At 65.9% G+C, this 22,373-nt stretch carries 13 protein-coding genes; 6 read left to right on the forward strand and 7 right to left on the reverse strand.

All coding sequences use genetic code 11. The features are described 5' to 3' along the window. The first annotated feature begins 8 nt into the window (after nucleotides 1-8). Nucleotides 9-2,159 (forward strand): ATP-binding protein, encoded by a 2,151-nt coding sequence (locus BDD21_RS24265; protein ID WP_120799359.1) that lies wholly within the window; start codon nucleotides 9-11, stop codon nucleotides 2,157-2,159. 116 nt (nucleotides 2,160-2,275) lie between these two features. Here BDD21_RS24265 and BDD21_RS24270 read toward each other — a convergent pair whose 3' ends face one another. From BDD21_RS24270 to purL, 3 genes are all read right to left on the reverse strand, one after another. After that, a complete protein-coding gene (locus tag BDD21_RS24270; protein ID WP_120799360.1) occupies nucleotides 2,276-2,707 on the reverse strand; it encodes a cytochrome c in 432 nt (143 codons plus the stop codon). A gap of 115 nt (nucleotides 2,708-2,822) precedes the next feature. Further along, entirely contained in the window at nucleotides 2,823-3,245 is a 423-nt protein-coding gene (gene arfB, locus BDD21_RS24275; RefSeq protein WP_211335155.1) for an alternative ribosome rescue aminoacyl-tRNA hydrolase ArfB, read from the reverse strand. Nucleotides 3,246-3,501: 256 nt separating this feature from the next. After that, the gene (purL, locus tag BDD21_RS24280; RefSeq protein ID WP_120799362.1) at nucleotides 3,502-7,407 is read right to left on the reverse strand and encodes a phosphoribosylformylglycinamidine synthase; all 3,906 of its coding nucleotides are present in this window, start codon (nucleotides 7,405-7,407) and stop codon (nucleotides 3,502-3,504) included. A gap of 413 nt (nucleotides 7,408-7,820) precedes the next feature. Between purL and BDD21_RS24285 the strand changes: the two genes are divergently transcribed. Both BDD21_RS24285 and BDD21_RS24290 read left to right on the forward strand, forming a co-directional pair. Continuing rightward, nucleotides 7,821-9,260, forward strand: a complete 1,440-nt coding sequence (locus BDD21_RS24285) for a Mur ligase family protein (protein WP_120799363.1) — start codon at nucleotides 7,821-7,823, stop codon at nucleotides 9,258-9,260. A 21-nt stretch (nucleotides 9,261-9,281) separates the two neighbouring features. Continuing rightward, nucleotides 9,282-10,472 carry a dicarboxylate/amino acid:cation symporter gene (locus tag BDD21_RS24290; protein ID WP_120799364.1) on the forward strand — a complete coding sequence of 397 codons (1,191 nt, stop codon included), beginning with the start codon at nucleotides 9,282-9,284 and terminating at the stop codon, nucleotides 10,470-10,472. Between the two features lie 218 nt (nucleotides 10,473-10,690). Here BDD21_RS24290 and asnB read toward each other — a convergent pair whose 3' ends face one another. Continuing rightward, a complete protein-coding gene (gene asnB, locus BDD21_RS24295) occupies nucleotides 10,691-12,511 on the reverse strand; it encodes an asparagine synthase (glutamine-hydrolyzing) (RefSeq protein ID WP_120799365.1) in 1,821 nt (606 codons plus the stop codon). Nucleotides 12,512-12,775: 264 nt separating this feature from the next. Between asnB and BDD21_RS24300 the strand changes: the two genes are divergently transcribed. From BDD21_RS24300 to BDD21_RS24310, 3 genes are all read left to right on the forward strand, one after another. After that, complete coding sequence (locus BDD21_RS24300; RefSeq protein ID WP_120799366.1) at nucleotides 12,776-14,566, forward strand: hypothetical protein; 1,791 nt, start codon at nucleotides 12,776-12,778, stop codon at nucleotides 14,564-14,566. A 73-nt stretch (nucleotides 14,567-14,639) separates the two neighbouring features. Then, a complete protein-coding gene (locus BDD21_RS24305) occupies nucleotides 14,640-15,431 on the forward strand; it encodes a DUF2272 domain-containing protein (protein ID WP_120799367.1) in 792 nt (263 codons plus the stop codon). A gap of 12 nt (nucleotides 15,432-15,443) precedes the next feature. Continuing rightward, complete coding sequence (locus tag BDD21_RS24310) at nucleotides 15,444-16,028, forward strand: hypothetical protein (protein ID WP_120799368.1); 585 nt, start codon at nucleotides 15,444-15,446, stop codon at nucleotides 16,026-16,028. Nucleotides 16,029-16,233: 205 nt separating this feature from the next. On the opposite strand, the gene BDD21_RS24315 is transcribed toward BDD21_RS24310, so the two are convergent. The 3 genes from BDD21_RS24315 to BDD21_RS24325 form a co-directional block, all read right to left on the reverse strand. Further along, the gene (locus BDD21_RS24315; RefSeq protein ID WP_120799369.1) at nucleotides 16,234-17,445 is read right to left on the reverse strand and encodes a hypothetical protein; all 1,212 of its coding nucleotides are present in this window, start codon (nucleotides 17,443-17,445) and stop codon (nucleotides 16,234-16,236) included. A 10-nt stretch (nucleotides 17,446-17,455) separates the two neighbouring features. Continuing rightward, nucleotides 17,456-17,782: a cupin domain-containing protein gene (locus BDD21_RS24320; RefSeq protein WP_120799370.1), complete on the reverse strand. Its 327-nt coding sequence runs from the start codon at nucleotides 17,780-17,782 to the stop codon at nucleotides 17,456-17,458. Nucleotides 17,783-18,041: 259 nt separating this feature from the next. After that, nucleotides 18,042-21,923 (reverse strand): DUF3683 domain-containing protein, encoded by a 3,882-nt coding sequence (locus tag BDD21_RS24325; protein WP_120799371.1) that lies wholly within the window; start codon nucleotides 21,921-21,923, stop codon nucleotides 18,042-18,044. Between the last annotated feature and the right edge of the window lie 450 nt (nucleotides 21,924-22,373).

Below are 22,373 nucleotides of genomic sequence, written 5' to 3' on the forward strand. Positions count from 1 at the left end.
TAAGTGCGATGAACGAGACACTGGGTGGGATCTACAACCCACAGGCGATCCCGGAAAACGAATTTCTGGGCCGCTATTCCGTCCGTCTGGAGCTGACGGATAAGCTCCTGCGCATGATTCTGGCCAGCGGAGCGGAGGACGACCCGGAGCACACGATCGTCCAAGGCCAACGAGGACAGGGCAAGAGCAGCCTGTTGCGCCGCATCCAGATCGCGCTCCGGGACAACCAAGAAACGTGCGACTGGCTGATCCCGCTGTTGTTCAGGGAGGAGCTCTACGGTGTCACCAGCCTCTGCCGACTCTGGGAGGAGGCGGCAACCCTGCTCTGCGGCAGACCGGGCTTCGAAGGACTTCCGGATGCGATCGAGTCCGTCTGGGAAACGCCCCACTACGAGAAGGACTGTTACCTCATGCTGGACCGCGCCCTAGCCGACCAAGGCGTGCGACTGGTCCTGTTGATCGACAATATCGGCGACCTGTTCGGCAAACTCAAACGCCCGGAGCAGCAGCGCCTGCGGGAGATCCTACACACCACCAAACGTATCCAGATCGTCGGCGCATCGACCGCGATGCTGGAGCAGCACTACGACCACGGCGCGCCCTTCTACCAATTCTTCCGCGAGATCAATCTCCCCGGCCTCTCCGGGGAGGAGGCTCTGACCCTGCTGAGGCACCTGGGCACCCCGGAGCAGCAGGCGCGAATGGAAGAGGTCATTTCGCAAACCCCGGAGCGGATCGAGACCCTGAGACGGCTTACCGCCGGCGTCCCGCGCACCCTCGTGCTGCTGTTCGAGATCCTGCTCGACCGGGATGGAAACGCATTCCGCGACCTTGAACTCCTGCTCGACCGAGTCACACCGCTGTACAAGCATCGGATGGACGACCTGCCGACGCAGCAGCAGGCCATCGTCGACGCGGTTGCCCTGGGATGGGATGCGCTGTCCACCGGGGAGATCGCTCGCGCCACGCGCCTCCCCAGCAAGCAGGTCGCGGCCCAGCTCAAACAGTTGGAGCGTTCCAACGTCATCCACCGCGAACCCACCAGCACCAAGAACAACCTCTACCGGCTCGCCGAGCGTTTCTTCAACATCTGGTACCTGATGCGCCACGGGCGGCCCGGCGATCGACGCCGGGCGCTGTGGCTTGTGCGGTTTCTGGAGATCTGGTGCTCACCGGATGACCTGCGCGAGCGTGCTTTTGGACACCTCGCCATGCTCGCCGACGCGCTCCTCGCCCCGGAGCACGCCTGGTTCATGACCGAGGCACTACGTGGGGCGGGTTTGGACCTGGATACCGAGGATCGGTTGGTGAAGGCGACTCGGGAGTACCTACCCGAAGACCTACGGGGTCACCTCGGGCCATCCATCGCTGAGTTGGTCGAAGAACGAGAAAGCGATCTTCCCTCGGACTTTCGCCCGCTCTTTGACAGAGAACGTATGGCAGCGATGGACCGGCCCGAGCTAATCGAATACGTCACGAATGCAAGCAAGCTGCTTGACGAAATCGTATCGACTATGACAGCCATTGTAACTCCGATGTTAGGTCACCTTGAGCGCGGGGATCTTGACGCAGAGTCGGCTCACTTGGAAATGCTTGAAGATCTAGTAGCACCTGAGAGGTACGACATATATCCAGGCATTGTTGAGTTCCGGAAGTGGATGGTTAGACGAACAGCGGATATTCGGAACTCGATCCTTGAGCTGAACTCGATGCTGAGAAAGTTCTCGATCAGGGATACGGTGCTCGCACTAGCCATGTTGCGCGTCTGGGGTCAGGAATTCACCGAGGCATTCGAAATGCTGGAATCGAGGCTTGCGAGCTTGGATCTAGACGCAGAAGCATCCGTCATCACCCTTCTTCTGACACTTCTTCTCGCCGCCGAGCAAACCGCCTACGTCCGTCGGCTGTTCGAAGACGAAGCGTTCGCCGCGTACCGTTTCAAGGATCGATTCAAACCTCATTATTTCGCCCTCCTCGCGGAACTCGGCGAATCCAGAGCAGACGACTTCAAGCGGATGGGGCCCGAGCTTGCCCAGACCGTGGAAGAGATTCGCGCAAACGTCGTTCAGTGGCGCAAATCCATGGATAGGCCGCCGGACCAGCCCGTAAAGGTTCCCCGTCTCGAGAAAACCGGAAACGACAAACAACCGAGCTTGTGAAACCGGGTTGGCTTGAAGCGGGAGCGCGTGATCGAGCCTCGCCACTTTCACTTTCTTTCTGTTTCCCCCGCCCTGACGCCGACTGCAACGCCCGGCGAGCTAATGCCTGCTCGCGCTCAATGCACGCGATAGGCGCTATGACAGGCCACGCACTGTCCCATCACCTCCGAGAGTCCGGCGAAGGCCGAGGCCAGATCGTCGCTGACTTCGGCGTCGCGGGCCGCGAGCGCGAAGCGGCTCGCGGCTCGATGCATGGCGCTGCCGATCGCCCGCATGCCTTCCGGCATATGCGGGGCCATGTGGTGCGCACCGTGGATGCGCATGGCCGTCATCCCGAGTCGCTCCTCTGCCATCTCGGCCGCCTCCTCGTAGCGGCCGTCGGCGAGCGATCGGGTGATCTGCTCGATGGCGAGCAGATGGTCGCGCATGTTCGCCAGCATGTGCTCGCTCATCGGGGGCGGGAGCTCCACGAGCTGTCGCGCGTCGCTGTCCGCCTCGACGGCGAAGGCCCGCAGCAGCAGGGCGAGGAATAGTGGCGCGATGGGCATACCGGTGTCTTCCGTCGAAGGCGTTGAGGGTGCTGCATGCTGGATCGGGCGGGTCGAATCAGCGAAGCGCGGCGTAAACCTGCTGTCGATGTGCATCGCTCGGCGCAACCCGAGCTTAATCGTGATCCGACGGAGCACGCCGCATACGCTTGCTGCTGGATTGCTTGCGCTTGGTCTCCAGGCGTCGCTCGGTCGAAGTCCGCGTGGGTCGGGTCGCGATGCGCGCTTTCGGCCGCACGGCCGCCTGTGCGATGAGGGCGGCGAGACGCGCTCGGGCATCGGCTCGATTGCGCTCGCGGGTGCGGTAGCGGTGTGCCTCGATCATCAAGACGCCGTCGGAATCGATCCGCCGTCCGCCGAGGCGCGTCAGACGCTCGCGCACGTCATCGGGTAGCGACGGCGAGCGCGCGACATCGAACCGCAACTGGACGGCCGTCTCGACCTTGTTGACGTTTTGACCGCCGGGTCCGGGCGAACGGATGAACCGTTCGCTCAGCTCGGTCTCGTCGATGCGGATACGGTTGGAGATCTGCAACATGATGCGATTCTATACCGAGCGTACGTGGCGCGGAGCGCCAGGAGATGCGTGACACCGCAGGAGCGGTGTCACGAGCGCGCCAGTGGGTTCTGTGGTCGGTCTCATGAGACCCTGCCCCGCGGGAGCTGCGTCACGAACCGGAAGTCGGACGAGGGTGCCTCCGCGGTGGGCCTTAAACCGTGCCAGCGCCGACAGTTGTCGGAGCTGGCACGGCCAAGCCAATCCAACAAAAGACGCATACCGCTCGGGGCGCGGTTTAATCCACCCAAACACGCGCATTGCGGAATAGACGCATCCAGGGGCCGTCCGTGCCCCACTCATCCGGGTGCCACGAATTCTGAACGGACCGGAAGACGCGCTCCGGGTGGGGCATCATGATGGTGACGCGCCCGTCGAGCGTGGTCAGGCCGGCGATGCCCTCGGGCGAGCCGTTGGGGTTGGCGGGATAACGCTCGGCGACCCGGCCGTCGTTTTCGATGTAGCGCGTCGCCACGCAGGACCGCGCCGCGGCGAGATGCTCGGCATCGCGGAACTCGGCCCGACCTTCACCATGCGCCACCGCGATCGGCATGCGTGAGCCGGCCATCCCGGCAAGCAGGAGCGACGGCGTCTCCCGAACCTCAAGCATCAGGGTGCGGGCCTCGAACTGCTCGGAGCGGTTGCGCACGAAATGCGGCCAGTGGTCCGCGCCCGGTATCAGCTCGCGCAGGTTGGAGAGCATCTGGCAGCCGTTGCAGATGCCGAGCGTGAAGGTGTCGCGCCGCGCGAAGAAGGCTTGGAATTGATCGCGTGCGCGCGGGTTGAAGAGGATCGATTTGGCCCATCCCTCCCCTGCCCCGAGCACGTCGCCGTAGGAGAAGCCACCGCAGGCGGCGAGACCGCGGAAGCGCGAGAGGTCGACGCGCCCGGCCATGATGTCCGATAGGTGCACGTCCACGCACTCGAAGCCCGCCGCATGGAATGCCGCGGCCATCTCGACCTGTCCGTTCACGCCCTGCTCGCGCAGGATGGCGATCGGCGGACGGGCGCCGCGCTCGACATAGGGCGCGGTCAGGTCGTCGTCCGGATCGAAGGTCAGCTCGGCATGCAGACCGGGATCCGGTTCGGCGATGCGCGCATAGGCCTCGGCCGCGCACGCGGGGTTGTCGCGCAGCGATTGCATCCGGAAGCTCGTCTCAGACCAGACCTGCTGCAGCTCCGCCCGACTGGCCGCGAAGAGCGGACAACAGCGGCGACAGACGCGGATCTGGTCGCTATCGTCGAGCATGCCGATCACCGGGCTGTACTCGGCCAGACCGTGATACTCGAGGATCTGCAGCACGTCGTCCGTCTCGGTGTGACGCACCTGAATCACGGCGCCCAGCTCCTCGCTGAAGAGGGCCGAGAGGTCATCGGGGCCGACCGCGGCCAGATCCACGTCGATCCCGCAACGCCCGGCAAAGGCCATCTCGCAGAGCGTGGCGATGAGTCCACCGTCTGAGCGGTCATGGTAGGCGAGGATCAGCTCCTCCTCCTGAAGCTCCTGGATGGCGGCGAAGAAGCGCTTGAGCAGGTCCGGCGAATCCAGGTCCGGCCCGACATCCCCGAGCTGGCCGTAGACCTGCGCGAGCGCCGACCCGCCGAGACGGTTCCGACCCTGGCCCAGATCGATCAGGATGAGGTCGGTATCGCCCTGATCGGTCCGCAGTTGCGGTGTGAGCGTCGCGCGCACGTCGAGCACCGGGGCAAAGGCGGAGACGATCAACGAGAGCGGCGCGGACATCTCGTGACGCACACCTGCCGCACCCTCCCAGACCGTCTTCATGCTCATCGAGTCCTTACCGACCGGGATGGCAATCCCGAGTGCCGGGCAGAGCTCCAGACCGACGGCGCGGACGGTGGCGTAGAGCCGAGCATCCTCGCGCGGATCGCCGGCGGCGGCCATCCAGTTCGCGGAGAGCTTGATGTCGCCGATCGCCTCGATCCGCGCCGCAGCGAGGTTGGTAATCGCCTCGCCGACGGCCATGCGTCCGGTGGCCGGGGCATCGAGCAGGGCGAGCGGCGTGCGCTCGCCGATCGCCATCGCCTCGCCGGTGACGCCGCGATAGTCGCTGATGGTCACGGCGCAGTCGGCGACCGGGATCTGCCAGGGTCCGACCATCTGATCGCGCGCGACCTGCCCCGTGATGCTGCGATCGCCGATGGTAATCAGGAAGGACTTGTCGGCGACCGTCGGCAGACGCAGCACGCGATCGAGGGCCTCGTGCAGGTCGATGTCGGCGGTACGCAAGGCCGGGCGCGGCGGGTGCCCAGAGACGGCATCGCGCTCCATCTTGGGCGGCTTGCCGAAGAGCAGCGACATGGGCATGTCGATCGGGGTGTCGCCGAAGTGCGCGTCACCGAGAAGGAGGTGCTGATCCTCGGTCGCGGTCCCGACGACGGCGTGCGGACACCGCTCGCGCACACAGATTGCCTCGAACTGCTCCAACCGCTCCGCCGCGACCGCCAGGACATAGCGCTCCTGCGCCTCGTTGCACCAGATCTCCATCGGCGACATGCCCGGATCGGCGTTGGGCACTGCGCGCAGCTCGAAACGTCCGCCGCGCCCGGCATCATGGACCAGCTCGGGCAGGGCATTGGCCAGCCCGCCGGCGCCGACGTCGTGGATGAAGAGGATGGGATTGTCCTCGCCGAGCGCCCAACAACGGTCGATGACCTCTTGGCAGCGACGCTGCATCTCGGGGTTGGCGCGCTGCACCGACGCAAAATCGAGGTCCTCGGCCGAGGCGCCCGAGGCCATGCTCGAGGCCGCCCCGCCGCCGAGCCCGATCAGCATCGCCGGACCGCCGAGCACGATCAGCGGCGTACCGACCGGGAAGCTGTCTTTGGCGACATGCTCGGAGCGGATGTTGCCGAGACCGCCGGCGAGCATGATGGGCTTGTGATAGCCGCGCAGCTCGGTCGAGCCGTTCGGTCCGGGGATGGCCTGCTCGAAGGTGCGGAAATAACCCGTCAGGTTGGGCCTGCCGAACTCGTTGTTGAAGGCGGCGGCGCCGATCGGCCCTTCGAGCATGATGTCGAGCGCGGAGACGATACGCCCCGGCTTGCCGTGGTAATCGGCCTCCAGCGGCTCCCAGGGCTGGCGGAACCCAGGAATGCGCAGGTCCGAGACCGAGAAGCCGCAGAGACCGGCCTTGGGCTTCGCACCTCGTCCGGTCGCGCCTTCGTCGCGGATCTCTCCTCCCGAGCCGGTCGCCGCACCCGGATCCGGGGCGATCGCGGTCGGGTGGTTGTGGGTCTCCACCTTCATAAGGATCGCGATCGGCTCCTCATGCTCGCCGTAGATCCCGGTCACGGGGTCGGCGAGGAAGCGGCGCCCGTCCCAGCCCTCGATGACGGCGGCGTTGTCCTTGTAGGCGGACAGCACGCCCTCGGGCGAGATGTCCGTGGTGTGTCGGATCATCTGGAAGAGCGAGTGCGCCTGCGGCTCGCCGTCGATGTCCCAGCGGGCGTTGAAGATCTTGTGCCGACAATGTTCCGAGTTGGCCTGGGCGAACATCATCAGCTCGACATCGGTGGGATCGCGCTCAAGCGCCTCGAAGCTGCCGGCCAGATAGGCGATCTCGTCGGAGGAGAGCGCAAGGCCCAGCTCGCGGTTCGCTTGCGCCAGCGCCGCCTCCGGGTCAGCGCCGAGCGCGACACGGCGCACCGGACGCGGTTCGGCGTGTGCGAACAGCCGCTGCACATCGGCCAGGTCGAAGAGCGCGACCTGGGTCATGCGGTCGTGCAGGATGGCTGCGGCCTGCTCGACGGTCGCCGCGTCGCTCGCGCCGAACTCGCCCGAAAGGTAGTAGGCCGTGCCGCGCTCAAGTCGTTGGATGCCCGCGAGTCCGCAGTTGTGCGCGATGTCGGTCGCCTTGGACGACCAGGGCGAGAGGGTGCCCGGCCGCGGCACCACCAGCACGAGCCGGCCGACCGGCGCATGGCTCGGCAAGGCGGGGCCGTAGCGCAGGAGCCGCTCCAGGATCCCGCGCTGATCCTCGGTCAAGTCACCCGCGAGATCCGCGAAGTGGACATACTCCGCATAGACCTCGATCGGCACGCCGATCTGCTCGCGCAGCCTGCCAGCAAGCTTCTGAAGACGGAACTCGGAAAGGGCGGGGGCACCACGGAGGACGAGCATGGGAGATGACTCTGTGTTCGGGCTCTTGAACCGACATGATATACCGAGCGCACGCGGATTTTTCGCCGCATTGCACGCCCCGCGCACGCCGGGCCGGCGTTGCGCCTCCTCGCCGTAGGGGCCGCTACGCCTCGTCGGCGCGCCTTGTCCCAACGCGCGCGGGACGCACCCTGCTGACCGAAAAACCCACGTGCGCCCGGTATACTTGCGATCCGAGGCCGGGGCTCGGAGGAGCAGGCGCGACCGGGCGATCGAAGCCGAATAGCCACAGCCGGGCAATCCTTGACCGGCTACGAATCCGCCGTGAGCCACCCGCGGGTTAAGGCACGCGCGAACAGCTTATCCACACGAGCGGCCACAGGGGTTGGGGGTAAAGTATCATTCCGATCCTCTCTGCATCCGACCCGAACGCCATGCCGAATCACGCCCTTTCCGATCTGCTGTCCACGCTCGATTTCGCCTGGCGGCGCGAGCCGGCCAAGCCCTGCACCTTGGACAACATCCAATGGCGTGCAAACGCCTGCGATGCCGGCTCGATCCTTTTCTTCCAGCGCTTCGACGACGGGCGCACCGATGCGGAGATCATCGAGCGCTATCTCGCCGACAGCCCCTGTTCCGTGCTGGTCACCAACCGCATGATCGAGGGCATCGAGCGACTGCAGGGCAAGGGGATCTATGTCACGCACCCCGGCGATTGGGCCGAGGTCGTCGGCCGCTTCTGCGATCGCGTCTATCCGCTGGACACCGACGGCACGACCTTTCTGGGCGTCACCGGCACCAACGGCAAGACCACGACGGTCAAGTATCTGGAGGCGATCCTCTCTGCGCATGGCCGGCCCGTCCTCTCGGTCGGGACGCTCGGCCTCTCTTTGGCGGGCGAGCCGCTGGCCACGACCGGATTCACCTCCCCGCCCCTGATCGAGCTGCGCCGTCTGCTGCACGCCCATCGCGACCAATATGCGGTGGTCGCGATGGAGGTCAGCAGTCACGCCCTGGATCAAGGGCGTGCGCACGGCATCCCGCTGCAGAACGCCGCCTGGACCAACTTCACGCAGGACCACCTGGACTATCACGGCGGCGAGGCGGCCTATTTCGCAGCCAAGGCGCGCATCCTGGACATGATCGCGGACGGGGGCCGTCTTTACACGACCAGTTCGGATGTCGCCGAGCGTCTGTCGGAGAATGGCCAGCCGCGGGTCCCCGTCCAGGTCCTGCCTGCCGCGACGCTCGGCGCCGAGGCGCTCGCCGCCAAGCCCTTCCTTGCATTGGCCCACAACCGTCGGAACTATGCCCTCGCCATCGCCTTGGCGGACGGGGTCTTGGGACCGGAAGCGCGCGAGGACTGGCGTCACCTGAGCGCGGTGGACGGGCGCTTCGAGTGTCGCGTCGTCGGCAATCGCACCCTAGTGGTCGACTTCGCCCACACCCCGGACGCACTCGAAACCATCCTAACCGCGATTCGCGATGCCTTCCCCCAAGCGCGTGTCGCAACACTCTTCGGCTGCGGGGGCGATCGCGATCGCTTCAAGCGCCCGCTGATGGGTGCGTCGGTGGCCCGTCATTCGGACCACACGATCGTGACCTCGGACAACCCGCGTTTCGAGGACCCCGAGCGCATCATCGCGGATATCCTCACGGGCATGCCCGAGGCGGGTCGCGAGGTGGTGGTCGAGCGACCACGCGCGATCGCCCGTCTGTTCGACTTCCTGGCCGAACGCCCGGAGGACGAGCCCTGGGTCGCACTCGTCGCCGGCAAGGGTCACGAGCGCTATCTCGACGCCAAAGGCCGCAAGACGCCCTACAGCGATCAGGACGAGATCGAGCGCAACCTGATCCGTCTCGGCTGGGCCTGACGCAGGTCGACGAGCATCGACATGCCGATCACTGTGCCCTTGCGCCGACTCTACTCGGTCCCCGTGGGTCTGCTGCTGGGCATCGCGCTCGCGTTGCTGGTTCCCGACGGTGCGCCCTACGTGGCCTGGATCGGGCAGATCTTCATCTCCATCCTCAAACTTCTCATCCTGCCGCTGATCCTGGTCTCCATCTATGCCTCGCTCTCGGGCGGGCGCGAGCTGCGACGGATCGGCGGGCGGACCCTGCTCTACTACCTGACCACCTCCGCGGTCGCCGCGGGGCTGGGAACGCTGATCGGACTCGCGCTCTCGCGCGATCTCCCCGCGGGGCTGCTCCAACTCGAGCAGGTCGAGCCGGGCGCGGCGCGCTTCAGTGTCGAGCACCTGGTCGCGAATCTCATCCCGAGCAATCTCTTCGCCTCGCTCGCGGACGGGAACATCCTGCACATCGTCTTCGTCGCCATCGTCCTGGCGATTGCCTCGCGGCGGATCGCCGGCGACTATCGCGAGACCCTGCTCGGCGGAGCCCGCGCCATGGACGCCCTGCTGATGCAGGTCCTGCGCGGGGTGCTCGCACTTGCGCCGGTCGGGATCGCGGCGCTGATCTACGACGGGCTCGCCGGGATGGACTGGGCCGAGGTCTTCCAGTTGCACGCCTTCGTGTGGGCGGTTGCCCTGGCCGCGGTGCTGCACGCCGGGGTCTTCCTGCCGACCCTGTTTCGTGTGCGTACGGGGCTTTCACCTTGGCGCTTCGTCGTTGCCTGCCGCGCACCGCTTCTGACCGCCCTCTCGACCGCCTCGAGCGCCGCGACCTATCCGGTCTCGAAGCAGGCCCTGGAAGCCAACGGTGTCAGCGAGCGGGTCACCGCCTTCAGCCTACCCCTGGGCGCCACGCTCAACATGGACGGCTCCGCCCTCTACCAATCGATTCTGCTGATCTTCATGTCCCAGCTCGCCGGGGTCGATCTCAGTCCCGCGCAAGCACTCTTCATCGTCCTGCTCACCATGGCCTCCTCCGCCGGCACGGCAGGCATTCCCGGCGGCGGCATCGCCCTGATGGCCTTCATGCTCGACCTGCTCGGCCTGCCGCAGACCTATCTGGCGCTCTATCTCGTCGTCGACCGGTTCTTCGATTACCCCATCACCGCCGTCAACGTCTGGGGCGACCTGGTCGTCGCGGCCCTGGTCGACCGCGATCTGCGTCGAGGCTAAGGAACGGTTCAAAAACAACCGAAAGACGTAGGATGGGAAGAGCGAAGCGAAACCCATCCAGCCCGCGCCAAGGGCATCAGACCAAAACCCGGCAATGCGGCAACGCGGTGGTTTGGAGGATGGGTTTCGCTGCGCTCTACCCATCCTACGCATTGATCAAGGTGTTCACCTTGTTCAGGTTTCTGAATCGTCGCTGAGAGCCGTGACCAGCGAGGCCGTCAACCAATCCAATCGAGCGGATCCTCCTCCGCGCTCGGGCATGCGTCGGGGTCGTCGAGGATGAATCGGCCCCAGAGTGCGAGCTGCATGAGCTGCAGCAAAGGGCCGGTCGCCCCCGTGCCGGTGCGACGCTGCAACGCGACGAGGGCGGGGACGAGCTCGGGTCTGAGCCATTCGCGAATCAAAGGGCTTGCGGCGAGCTTCCCCCCGAGGCGCTCGAGCAGATCCCCGCGAAGCACCTCGCCGATCGGCACACCGAAGCCGCGTTTCTTGCCCTCCGACTGCCCTTGGGGCAAGAGCGGCTCCGCCCAGTGCCGGAGGATCCGCTTACCGACTCGACCCTGAACCTTGAGCCGGTCCGGAAGCGAGAGACCCAACTCGACGATGCGGTGGTCCAGATAGGGGACCCGCCCTTCCAGCCCGAAGGCCATCAGGGTGCGATCCACCTTGACCAGCAGGTTGTCGGCAAGCTCCGTGCGAATATCCGTGTACTGGGCGCGACGCAGGAAACCCCAGCCGCGCGGGGTCTCTGCCCAAGCGGACTCGACGGGACCGTAGAGCCACTTGCGCCCGGCTTCCAAGGTATCGCCGAAGCCGGACCGGCGCAGCGATTCCGGCCAACGGCTGCCGCGGCGGTAGTTGCCGGTGCGCGGATGCAGGATCTGCTTCATGATCTGCTGCAAAGGCGAGCGGCGATAGCGGCCGTAACCCGCGAAGACCTCGTCGCCGCCCTCGCCGGTGAAGACCACCTTCAGCTCGCGGGCGGCGGCCTGTGCCATCAGGGCCGAGGGCAGACAGGCCGGGTCGTACATGAGATCGTCCGCCGCACGGACGCACAGCGGAAGCGCGCGAAAGACATCCATCATGTCGAGCCGCAGCTCGGTGTGGTCGCTGCCGAAACGCTCCGCCACGCGCAGCGCATCCGCAAGCTCGTTCCCCTCGTCGGTGCCTGCATAGCCGACCGAAAAGGTGCGCAGCGGCGCGTTGCCCCACCGGGACAGGCGGGCCATCAGGATTCCGGAGTCGAGTCCGCCCGAGAGGAAGAGGCCGTAGGGCACGTCCGAGCGCATGTGTTCGCGCAGCACCTGATCGAACAGCGGATCGAGCTCCTCGCACGCCTCCTCCAGAGCGAGCTCCCGCTGCGGGATGTCGAGCGCCGACCAGTAGGTGATCTGTCGAGGCGTCAGGCCCTCGTCGATCACCAGCGCGGTGCCCGGCTCCAGCTTGCGGATGCCTTGCAAGATGGTCTCGGCCCCGCTGTTGAAGCCGATCTCGAAGAAGCGCGCGAGTGCTTCGGGCGAGATCTCGGGCACCCGCGGAAGCAAGGGCAGCAGCCCCTTGATCTCGGAGGCGAAGGCCACGCGATCGGGCAAGACGGCATAGTAGAGCGGCTTGATCCCCAGCCGATCGCGCCCGAGGATCAACGTGCGATCACGCGTCGAGTACAGGGCGAACGCGAACATCCCGTTGAGGCGCTGCAGACCCGCCACCCCGAAGCGGTCGTAGGCGTGCAGGATCGTCTCGGAGTCCGAGTGCGTGCGGAAACGGCACCCGTCCGCTTCCAACTCGGCCCGCAGCTCGACGAAGTTGTAGATCTCTCCGTTGGCCACGAGGGCATAGTGACCGTCGGTATCCAGGATCGGCTGATGCCCGCCGCCGAGATCGATGATCGAGAGACGGGTGTGGGCCAGACCGACCGAGTCGACGCAATGGACCCCGCTGTCGTCCGGACCGCGATGGCCGAGCCTGGCGGCCGCGAGCGTCAGTGACGCGATATCCGGGCTACCGCGACGCAGGATTATGCCGGCGATTCCGCACATCTTTTCTCTTTCCCCATCAGCGTCGATCGATGCCTCTCGGCGCCGAATCAACGTCACCGCTGTCGGGAGAGTGGCTTGTGGGCGCCCGGGTCGGCGCGGCGTCACAGTATACCGAGCGCAGGTCTTGCGAGGGGTGACCGGAGGCATTTCGCGCGCGGTGGTGCCGACAGCCGCACAAAATCTCGGGCATGCCCGCGACTACTCCCATCGGCGGCCCGCTCGGGATAGACTCAACACACCTCGGGCCGGGCCGGATACGTGTCCATGTCGACTCCTCGCTCCATCGGATCGCTGATCGCCTCGTCGACCATCGTCGGCCTCTCGCTGGTCGGGGTCGTGTTCGCCGATACAGCGCAAGCTGCGGAGGCGTGCCGACAAGGCGATGAGGTGCGAATCTGGACCGCACCGCTGCAACCGAGCCCGGGCGCACCACTGGAGATCATCGCGGTCGCCACCGACGCCGATCTCGATGACGTACTGATCACGGATCCCGCCGGCCGCCAGACCAGCCTGCGCACCGCCCGCGCCGGCGGACCGCCCTGGAGTCTCTACGGGACGCAGTTTCGCCCGGTCGCCGGGACCTATCGCATCGAGACCACACGCGCCGGGCGGGTCGCGGGCTGCACCGAGGTGACGGTCGGCGGAGGTGGCGGCGACCGCGGGAGCGGCGAGTGGGATCTGGCGACGGAGGCCTTCTACGCGGCCTGGATCGAGCACCTCTTCGAGGCGCCACCCGAGCAATCGCTGAGCTTCGACTCGCTCGGCCCGGTGCTGCGCGACCCCGAGCGCAACCTGCTCTTCAACTATCTCGGCGACGGCGAGGACAGCCGGCTCCCCGCCGAGCCGGACTGCGCGGACCTGCCCTATTTCCTGCGGACCTATTTCGCCTGGAAGCTCGGCCTGCCGATCGCCTACCGACCCTGCACGCGCGGGAGTCGAAGCAGCCCCCCGACCTGTCAGTCACCCGTTGCCGAGACGCGATTCATCGGCAGCAGGGCCTCCGCCGAGACCTTTCGCGAGGCCAGCCGAACGATGATGAACACGGTGCATTCGGGCAGCGCACGCACCGCGCTGCGCGACGAGGCGACCGATGTCTATCCCGTCGCGCTCGATCGCGCGACACTCTGGCCCGGGACCATCTTCGCCGACCCTTACGGTCACATCATGGTGATCGTGAAATGGCTTCCCCAACGGGGCCGGGAGAGCGGTCTCCTGCTCGCGGTCGACGCCCAACCCGACAACTCGGTGACCCGCAAGCGCTTCTGGGAGGGCACCTTCCTGTTCGCGCAAACCCCGAGCGCGGGGCCGGGCTTCAAGGCGTTCCGACCGGTGGTGCACACCAGCGGCGGCGTGCGCCAGTTGCCCAACAGCGCACTCGACGGGCGATCCGGTCTGCCGCCCTTCTCGCTCGAGCAAGCCGCACTCTCGCCGGCCGACTTCTACGCACGCATGCATCAGCTCATCAACCCGCGGGGCCTGGAGCCAGAGGTCGCCTACGCCGCAACGCTGGACGCCCTGATGGAGCAGCTCGAAACACGCGTGACCTCGGTCGACAACGGCGAGGCCTACATGCGCAACCGACCCGGGACCCTTGTCCCGATGCCGAGCGGACCGGCGATCTTCGAAACCACAGGTCCTTGGGAAGATTACGCCACCCCGTCGCGCGACATGCGTCTACTGATCGCCATGAATGTGCTCGCGGAGCTGCCGGAGCGCATCCGTCGCTACCCGGAGCTCTTCGTTCTGCAAGGCCGCTCGCCGAGCGATGCCGCCGCCCACATCGAACGCCTGAACGCGCAACGGATGGACGAGCGCTTCGTGACCTACACCCGCAGCGACGGCACACCCTGGCGGCTGAGTCTCGGGGAGATCTACAACCGCCGCGCCGAATTCGAGATCGCCTATAACCCGAACGATTGCGTGGAGCGACGCTGGGGCGCATCCCCCGGCACCCCGGATGAAACCACCTGTCGCCGGACGGCGCCGGCTGACCAGCGTGCGCGCATGGAAGAGTATCGCCCCTGGTTCCGCGATACGGTCCGCCCTCCGCGGTAGCACAAGACACCTCGACGCCCGATGATAGGCACCCAACACCAACGCCCGGCTGCACCCAAACGGAGTCCGTCCCATGCCGAGTTGTTCCTCCGTGCCGCATCCGGCCGAGCAGGTCCTGCTCCGAATCGCCTTTGTCGCGCTCTGCCTGACCCTGGTCGCCTGCGGAGCCCCTGCCCCGCGCCCCGGCGAGGCGCCGGGAACCTGGGCCGGACGCCCCATCGGGCAGGCGCCCTCGCCCAACCCGGGGCTCAAACAGGCGATGATCCAACGCGCGACCCGCGAGTGGGAGTACTTTGATCGGCAGGTCGTGGTCTTCAAGGGCGCCGAGGAAAGCATCCCCCACGTCGGCGCCTGGGAGGACGATTACACCCATTTCAGTCGGGTCAACGTCTATTGGCGCGCGGTCAACAAGCCCGCGCTCGATGGCCTGGACTGCCGCCAGCCCTGGTCGGCCGCCTTCATCAGCTGGGTCATGCAGAGCGCGGGCGTGCCCACGAGCCAGTTCCGCCCGGCGATCGCCCACTGGGTCTATCTCTCCGCCATGGTCGAGGAGGCAAGCTATCCGGGTCGCTATTTCGTTCCCCGGCGGATTCAGGACTACAGTCCCCGGCCGGGCGACCTGGTCTGCGCACCGCGAGGCCGCACCCCGGTGCGTCCGATCGACGGCTACATCAGCGCCGGGATGCTCCAGGGCGCGGAGACCCACTGCGATCTGGTCGTCGGCAAAAGCGGCCAAACACTCGAGGTCATCGGCGGGAACGTCCGCAACTCGGTCTCCAAAAGCATCCTCGAGCTCGACGCCCAAGGACGGCTCAAGCCTGTACCGCGCCGGCCTTGGTTTCTGGTGATGGAGAATCGGCTCTGATCGGAGGTAACCATGCACAACACCGAAAGACTGCCCTGGTCGGCATGCCTCGGCGCAGTTCCAGCGATCCTGCTGCTCTGTGCCGTCCACGCCCACGCCGACGCGACCTGGACCGCGCCGCTGCAACGGGGCGGTCAGGTCGAGGTCGATCCGCGCACCAACCGCCCGGTCCTCGATCAGGACGGTCGCCGGACCCAACTCTGGGACGGCGTGCACCGACTCGAAGACGGCTCGGTCATCCGCATCGAGGGCGGCCGGGTGGTGCCGACGACGGACATGCTGGCCCCGAGCGGCGCGCCGAGCGAGTCGGCAACCCCCGATGCCGACCCGGCCAAAGCTGCCGAAGCGACCGAAGGCACGACCGAGCCACTGACCGGAGACCGCTTCACCGGCGCCTCACCCTGCGAGCAATTGGTGCTCCAAGTGTGCGGCGCCGCCCGCACCTGCTGGCGCGAACCCGCCTGCGAAGCCGCACGCCAACTGCGGGAGATGGAACAGGAAGAATGGCTCAAAGGCGCCGACCCGAGCCTCGTCACCGAGAGCGGAAAACAATGCGAAGAAGCCATCAACAACGCCTTCTTCGCCCCATGCCCCTAATCACCCCCACAACAAACGCAGCGTAGGATGGGTAGAGCAAAGCGAAACCCATCCTCCAGACTCCAACACCTCGGTCCCGGCACCCCTAGAGCAAAGCGAAACCCATCCTCCAGGCTCCAACACCTCGGTCCCGGCACCGCTAGAGCAAAGCAAAACCCATCCTCCCCGTCGAGACGCCCCTCGGAGCAGGCGAAGACCTCCCGCCTCACCTGCAGCGTCGAGACACCAGAAACTGCCGCAGCAGATCCGGATGGATCTCGCCCAGCGCGCGACGCCGGTCGATCGTGTCTTCCCCGGTCACCAACCCATGCAGGAGCCGATACGCCGTGTCGCGATCGTCAGTCGACGTCTCGGTCGGCGGGATCGCCGCAAAGGCGCCGGGATCCTGCAGCAGGAGCCACGCCGGAAAATCCTCCGTCACCAAGTCATCGTCGAGATCGAGATCGCCGAACACGGCCCAAAGGTCGGCCAGGCGACGATCCGGAAACGCCGGGTCACGCAAGGCGCGCTCGGCCGCCGACGGAGACTCGCGACAGAGCCACAACCAGTCTCGACGCGCACCGAACGGATCATGAACTCGCCAACAAGCCTCCGCATGCACGAGGACAAGAGCTGGCTGGTCGCGCCAATCGCGCTCCGCCTCGATCGCCTCGCGTGCGCGCTCCCACCGCCCTGCCCGGGTCCAGGCGATCGCCGCGTGACATTCGCCCGAACCCCGGCCGAAAGAACGCCCGGCCAGCCGCTCCGCCAAGCCCGCCCACAGAGTTCCGAGGAAATCGCGCGCCCGATGGCCCAGAAGCTGTCCGGCCAAGGGACCGATCTCTTCGAGTTCGTGCCATCGCTCCTCGACGCGCCCGCCGTGCACGCTCGCATCGGCATCGTCGAGGGCCTGGATCAATCGGAGAAAGCCGCCGAGTCGCGGATGCCCTGGCTCGCGATGCATCAACCGGGCGACCTGATCGCGTGCGCGATCGATGCGGTGCTCGACCAGGGCCGTGCGAACATCCTCCTCGAGCAGGACCGCCGTGCTGTCCTGGAACAGGTCCAGTTGGCAACGCTCCGGGGGCGGCGCATAGGACAACGCGCAGGCGCGGGTCAGCTCCGCATCCGGACCGATGCACAAGGGGCGCTCCCGATCGCCCCAAGCCGTGTGCTCAAGCGCGACGGCCACAAGCTTTTGTCGGCGGGCATAGGCACCTGCCTCTTCCAGAAAGTCCGCAACCACCTCCGGTGCCGCCCGGAGCGTGCCCTGCAGCTCGGAGCGACGACCGGTCCGCCAGGCGGCGTAATCCTCGTAAGCAAGCAGATCAGCCGCAAGCAGAAGTTCGAGCGGATCGAGCCGCCCCTGCTCGAGCAGCAGACGATCCACGAGCGGTCGCAGTGCGTGATCCGGGATCAAGTTGATTGCCGAGTCCATCAAACCGCCTTCAAGCTTCGGTCGCCTGACCGTGAATATGGATCGCCAACCAAAGGCAACGGGGCTCGGTCGAGGTTTTGAGGACGCGATGGGGGGTCCCCGCCGGGATGAAGCAATAATCGCCGGGCCGCAAGGTGAGCGTCTCTCCGTCGACCCAAAGCTCCGCCTCGCCCTGCAGCAGGCAGACCCATTCGTCCTGGACCTGATCGTAGAGGACGGACTCGGGTCGATCGCTGCTCAGGATGCGCTCGATCCGGACGTTGGAGCAGCGCAACAGCTCCTCGAACGCCTCGCCATGATCGATCTGGGGAAGGTCCTGAAAAAGATTACACGACATCCCGGTCACAGCCCTCGCCAAGGAAAGTTTGGAGGATGGGTTTCGCTGACGCTCTACAGACAGAAACCCGGCAACGCGGCGGTTTGGAGGATGGGTTTCGCTGACGCTCTACCCATCCTACGCGTCCAACTAAAATGTTCGCCTTGTCTCTGAATCGTCTTTTCAGACATCCTGAACCGCGTCTCGCCGAGTTAGAGATTAGCTCCAACGCAGGCCAAATGCAGTGGCCACCTCAGGAGGCACCGGACGCGGTTCAGCCTTACAACAAAACCCGCTCGATCCCCCCGTCCTGCACCCGATCCAAGAACCGCTGCTGCCAGCCCTCGCCCAGCATCCGACCGGCCATCTCGACGACGATATAGTCGGTCTTCAGACCCGTGTCGTCGGTGTACTTGGCCAAACCCTGCTGGCAGGCCGGGCAGGAGGTCAAGAGCTTGACCTCGCCGGCCCGAACAACATCCAGTCCGGTAAGCGCATGAATCCCGGCGGTCAACTCCTCTTGCTTGCGAAACCGCACCTGATTGGCGATATCCGGCCGCGCGGTCCCGAGCGTGCCTGCCTCGCCGCAGCAGCGATCCGAGAGCATGACCGTCTGGCCGATCAGACTCGCCGCGACCTTGAGCGGCGCATGGGTCTTCATGGGCGAGTGACAGGGGTCGTGATAGAGATACTGAACCCCTTCGACACCGTCCAGACTCATGCCCTTCTCCATCAGCCACTCATGGATGTCGAGCAGGCGGCAGCCGGGGAAGATGCGCTCGAACTCGTATTTGAGCAGTTGATCCATGCAGGTCCCGCAGGAGACCACGACCGTCCGGATATCCATGTAATTCAGCGTATTGGCAACCCGATGGAAAAGCACGCGGTTCTCCATCGTGATCTGGCGTCCACGCTCCTCGAGCCCGGCTGAGCGCTGCGGATAGCCGCAGCACAGATACCCGGGCGGCAGCACGGTTTGGGCACCCTGCTCATAGAGCATCGCGAGTGTGGCCAGCCCGACATCGGAGAAGAGTCGCTCCGAGCCGCAGCCCGGGAAGTAGAAGACCGCCTCGGCGTCCTCCGCAGCCACCCGAGGATCGCGCAGGATCGGCACCTGCGTCTTGTCCTCCAGCCCCAGGATCTGGCGAAAGGTCCGCTTGGGCAGCTCGACCCGGATCGGACGACTCACCAGATCCACCACCTGGCTCGCCAGCGCCGGACGATGACTCGTCGCGCCCGGCTTGGCGGTGCGCTTCGCGGTCAATCGCAACGCCTTGGCGACGCGATGACCGAGGTTCATCCCCGCAAAGCCCCACTGCGCCAACCCCTTGCGGAGCAGTCGCACCGCGCGCGGGTCCGTGACGTTCAGGAACTGCATCGCCGCCCAGGAGCCGACGTTGAACCGCTTTTTCCCGCGATCGATCAGGATGCGCCGCATCCGCATGGTGACATCGCCGAAATCGATGTTCACCGGGCAGGGATTCAGACACTTGTGGCAGATGGTGCAGTGATCCGCCACGTCGTTCATCGCCTCGAAGTGACGCAGCGAGAGACCGCGACGTGTCTGCTCCTCGTAGAGGAAGGCTTCGATGATGAGCCCCGTGCCCAGGATCTTGTTGCGCGGCGAATAGTTGAGATTCGCCCGCGGCACGTGCGTCATGCACTTGGGCTTGCACTTGCCGCACCGCAGACAGTGCTTGACGTCGTCGTTGAGTGCGCCGAGCTCGGTCTCCTCCAGGATGATGGCCTCCTGCTGGACCAATCGCAGCGACGGCGTGTAGGCGCCTTCAAGCCCGGAGCCCGGCATCAGCTTGCCTGGGTTGAAGCGCCCGTGCGGGTCGACACGCTGCTTGTAGACGACGAAGGCGTCGAGCTTCTCGCGCTCCAGGAACTGCAGCTTGGTGATGCCGATGCCGTGTTCGCCCGAGATGACCCCGCCCAGATCGGTTGCCAGCGCCATGATGCGGGCGACCAGGCGGTCGGCCTCCTGGAGCATGAGGTAGTCCGATGAATGCACCGGAATGTTGGTGTGCACATTGCCGTCGCCGGCGTGCATGTGCAGGGCGACGAAGAGGCGCGAGTCGCGGACTTGGGCGTGGATCTCGGTCAAGCGTTCGCGCACGCGCGCCAGATCCTTGCCGCCGAAGATCTCGTCCAGACGCTCTGCGATCTCTTTGCGGTAAGACTGGCAGAGGTCTCGACGGAGCATCATGGACAGCAGCGTATCGCCTTCGCGAATACGGGCCCTCTCCGTGTCGCCGAGTCGATCCAGATGCTCTTCGGCGGCCTCGTCCAAGCCGCTCAAGATGGTCTGCCAGCGTTGCCGCGCCGCTTGTACCGCCTCGCGTGCCGCGTCGCGCTTGGCACTCAGGATGGCGACGGCCTCGACCGAGTCTTGATAGTCGCCCTCCCCGCGCGCGCACCCAAGATCCCTGGCGAGATCCCTGCCAAGATCCCCGGCGAGATACTCGAGCACGGCCGCCATGATGGCGTCCTTGTTGCGGATCGACTGCTCGATATTTATCCGTTCGATGCCGCGACTGTAGTCCGCAAGGCGATCCAGCGGGATGACCACGTCCTCGTTGATCTTAAACGCGTTGGTGTGGCGCGAGATGGCGGCGGTACGGGCGCGGTCGAGCCAGAAGCGCTTGCGCGCCTCCGGGCTGACGGCGATGAAACCCTCCCCGTCGCGCGCCCGGGCGAGTGTCACGACCTGAGCGGCGGCCATGTCGACCAACGCCTCGTCGTCGCTCACCAGATCCGCGATCAGCACCATCTTGGGCAGCTCGCGCCGTGCGGCCTTGGTGGTGTAATCCACCGCGCGGACATAGCGCTCGTCGAGATGCTCGAGCCCGGCCATCTGTAAGCCCGGCAGGGCTTCGAGATAGTCCTTGATCTCGACGATGGCCGGCACGGCCAGATCCAGATCCGTCCCGAAGAACTCCAAACAGACGGTGCGCACATGATCCGGCATCCGATGCAGGACGAAGCGCGCCGAGGTGATGATCCCGTCGCAGCCTTCCTTTTGGACCCCGGGAAGGCCGGAGAGGAACTTGTCCGTCACGTCCTTGCCGAGTCCCGCCTTGCGCAAGGCCGAGCCGGGCATCTGGAGGATCTCGGGTTCGCCCTTGGGCGTGACCCCGTCGGCCAAGAAACGACGGATGCGAAACCGCACCAGCGGTTGCTCGTGGATCTTACCGAGGTTGTGATCCAGACGCTCGACCTCCAGCCAATCCGCATCGGGCGTCACCATCCGCCAAGAGGCCAGATTGTCCAGCGCCGTGCCCCAGAGGACGGCCTTCTTGCCGCCCGCGTTCATCGCCACGTTGCCGCCGATGCAGGAGGCATCCTGTGAGGTCGGGTCGACGGCGAAGGCCAGACCGGACCGATCGGCGAGGTCAGAGACCCGACGCGTCACCACCCCGGCGCCGCAGCGCACCGTCGGCACCGCGCCCTCGACGCCGGGCAGCGCGATACGCTCCACGCCCGAGAGATCTTCGAGCTTCTCGGTGTTGATGACGGCCGTCATCGCCTTGAGCGGCACCGCCGACCCGGTATAGCCCGTGCCGCCGCCGCGCGGGATCAGCGTCAGACCGGATTCGATACAGGCCCGCACGATCGGCGCGATCTCAGCCTCGGTGTCGGGCGAGATGACCACGAAGGGCATCTCCACGCGCCAGTCGGTGGCATCCGTCGCGTGCGAGACCCGCGCCAGACCACCGAAGTCCAGGTTGTCCTTGTGCGTGATCCCGGCAAGCGCCTTGCGCAACCGCGCGCGCTGCGCCTTCTCCTCCTCGAACCAATCCGCAAAGCGCTGCACGGCCGCACGCGCCGCAGCGAGAAGCTCGCCGGCCTGGCGATTGTCGTTGAGCCGCAGCTCGAACTGATCGAGCCGATGCGTCAGCGCCTGCAGCAGCAGACTGCGACGCTCCGGGTTGTCGATCAGGTCGTCCTGAAGATAAGGGTTGCGCGTGACCACCCACATGTCCCCGAGCACCTCGAAGAGCATCCGCGCCGAACGCCCGGTCCGGCGGCTCCCGCGCAGCTCTTCGATCAGGCGCCACATGGGCTCGCCCAAGAAGCGGATCACGATCTCCCGGTCGGAGAAAGAGGTGTAGTTATAGGGGATCTCGCGGATCCGTTGCTGGGCGGCGGCGGTCATATCGATTCGGTCATCGGCGGTAGTTTCTTGCACTGCACAAAATGGTACAGCAAAGGCCACTCATCATGGCCATGCGGTTGACGAGGCTGCCCGCAGGGTCGAGCTGTTTCGGCGTGTCGAGGATGCGGTTCGAGATCGTTCGTTGTCGTTGTCGTTGTCGTTGTCGTTGTCGTTGTCGTTGTCGTGACCGACCAGCGATACGACCACGACCACGATTACGACAACGACAACGATGCTTTGGTCATCCTCTCGTCCATGCCTCTTAGGTCCCCCAAGCCGGACGCAAAACTTCGGCCCCACACCCGGGTACGCCGACTTCAGTCGGCCCCCGGGGAGGCGGACTTCAGTCCGCCGTGCGGGTGTGCTCGGGGAGGCCGACTGAAGTCGGCGTACCCGGGCGGTCGCGGTCGGCGACCTGGACACTGCCGATGTGGCCGAGTCGCTCTGGAC

It is taken from the genome of Thiocapsa rosea, assembly GCF_003634315.1.
Classification (GTDB): Bacteria; Pseudomonadota; Gammaproteobacteria; order Chromatiales; family Chromatiaceae; genus Thiocapsa; species Thiocapsa rosea.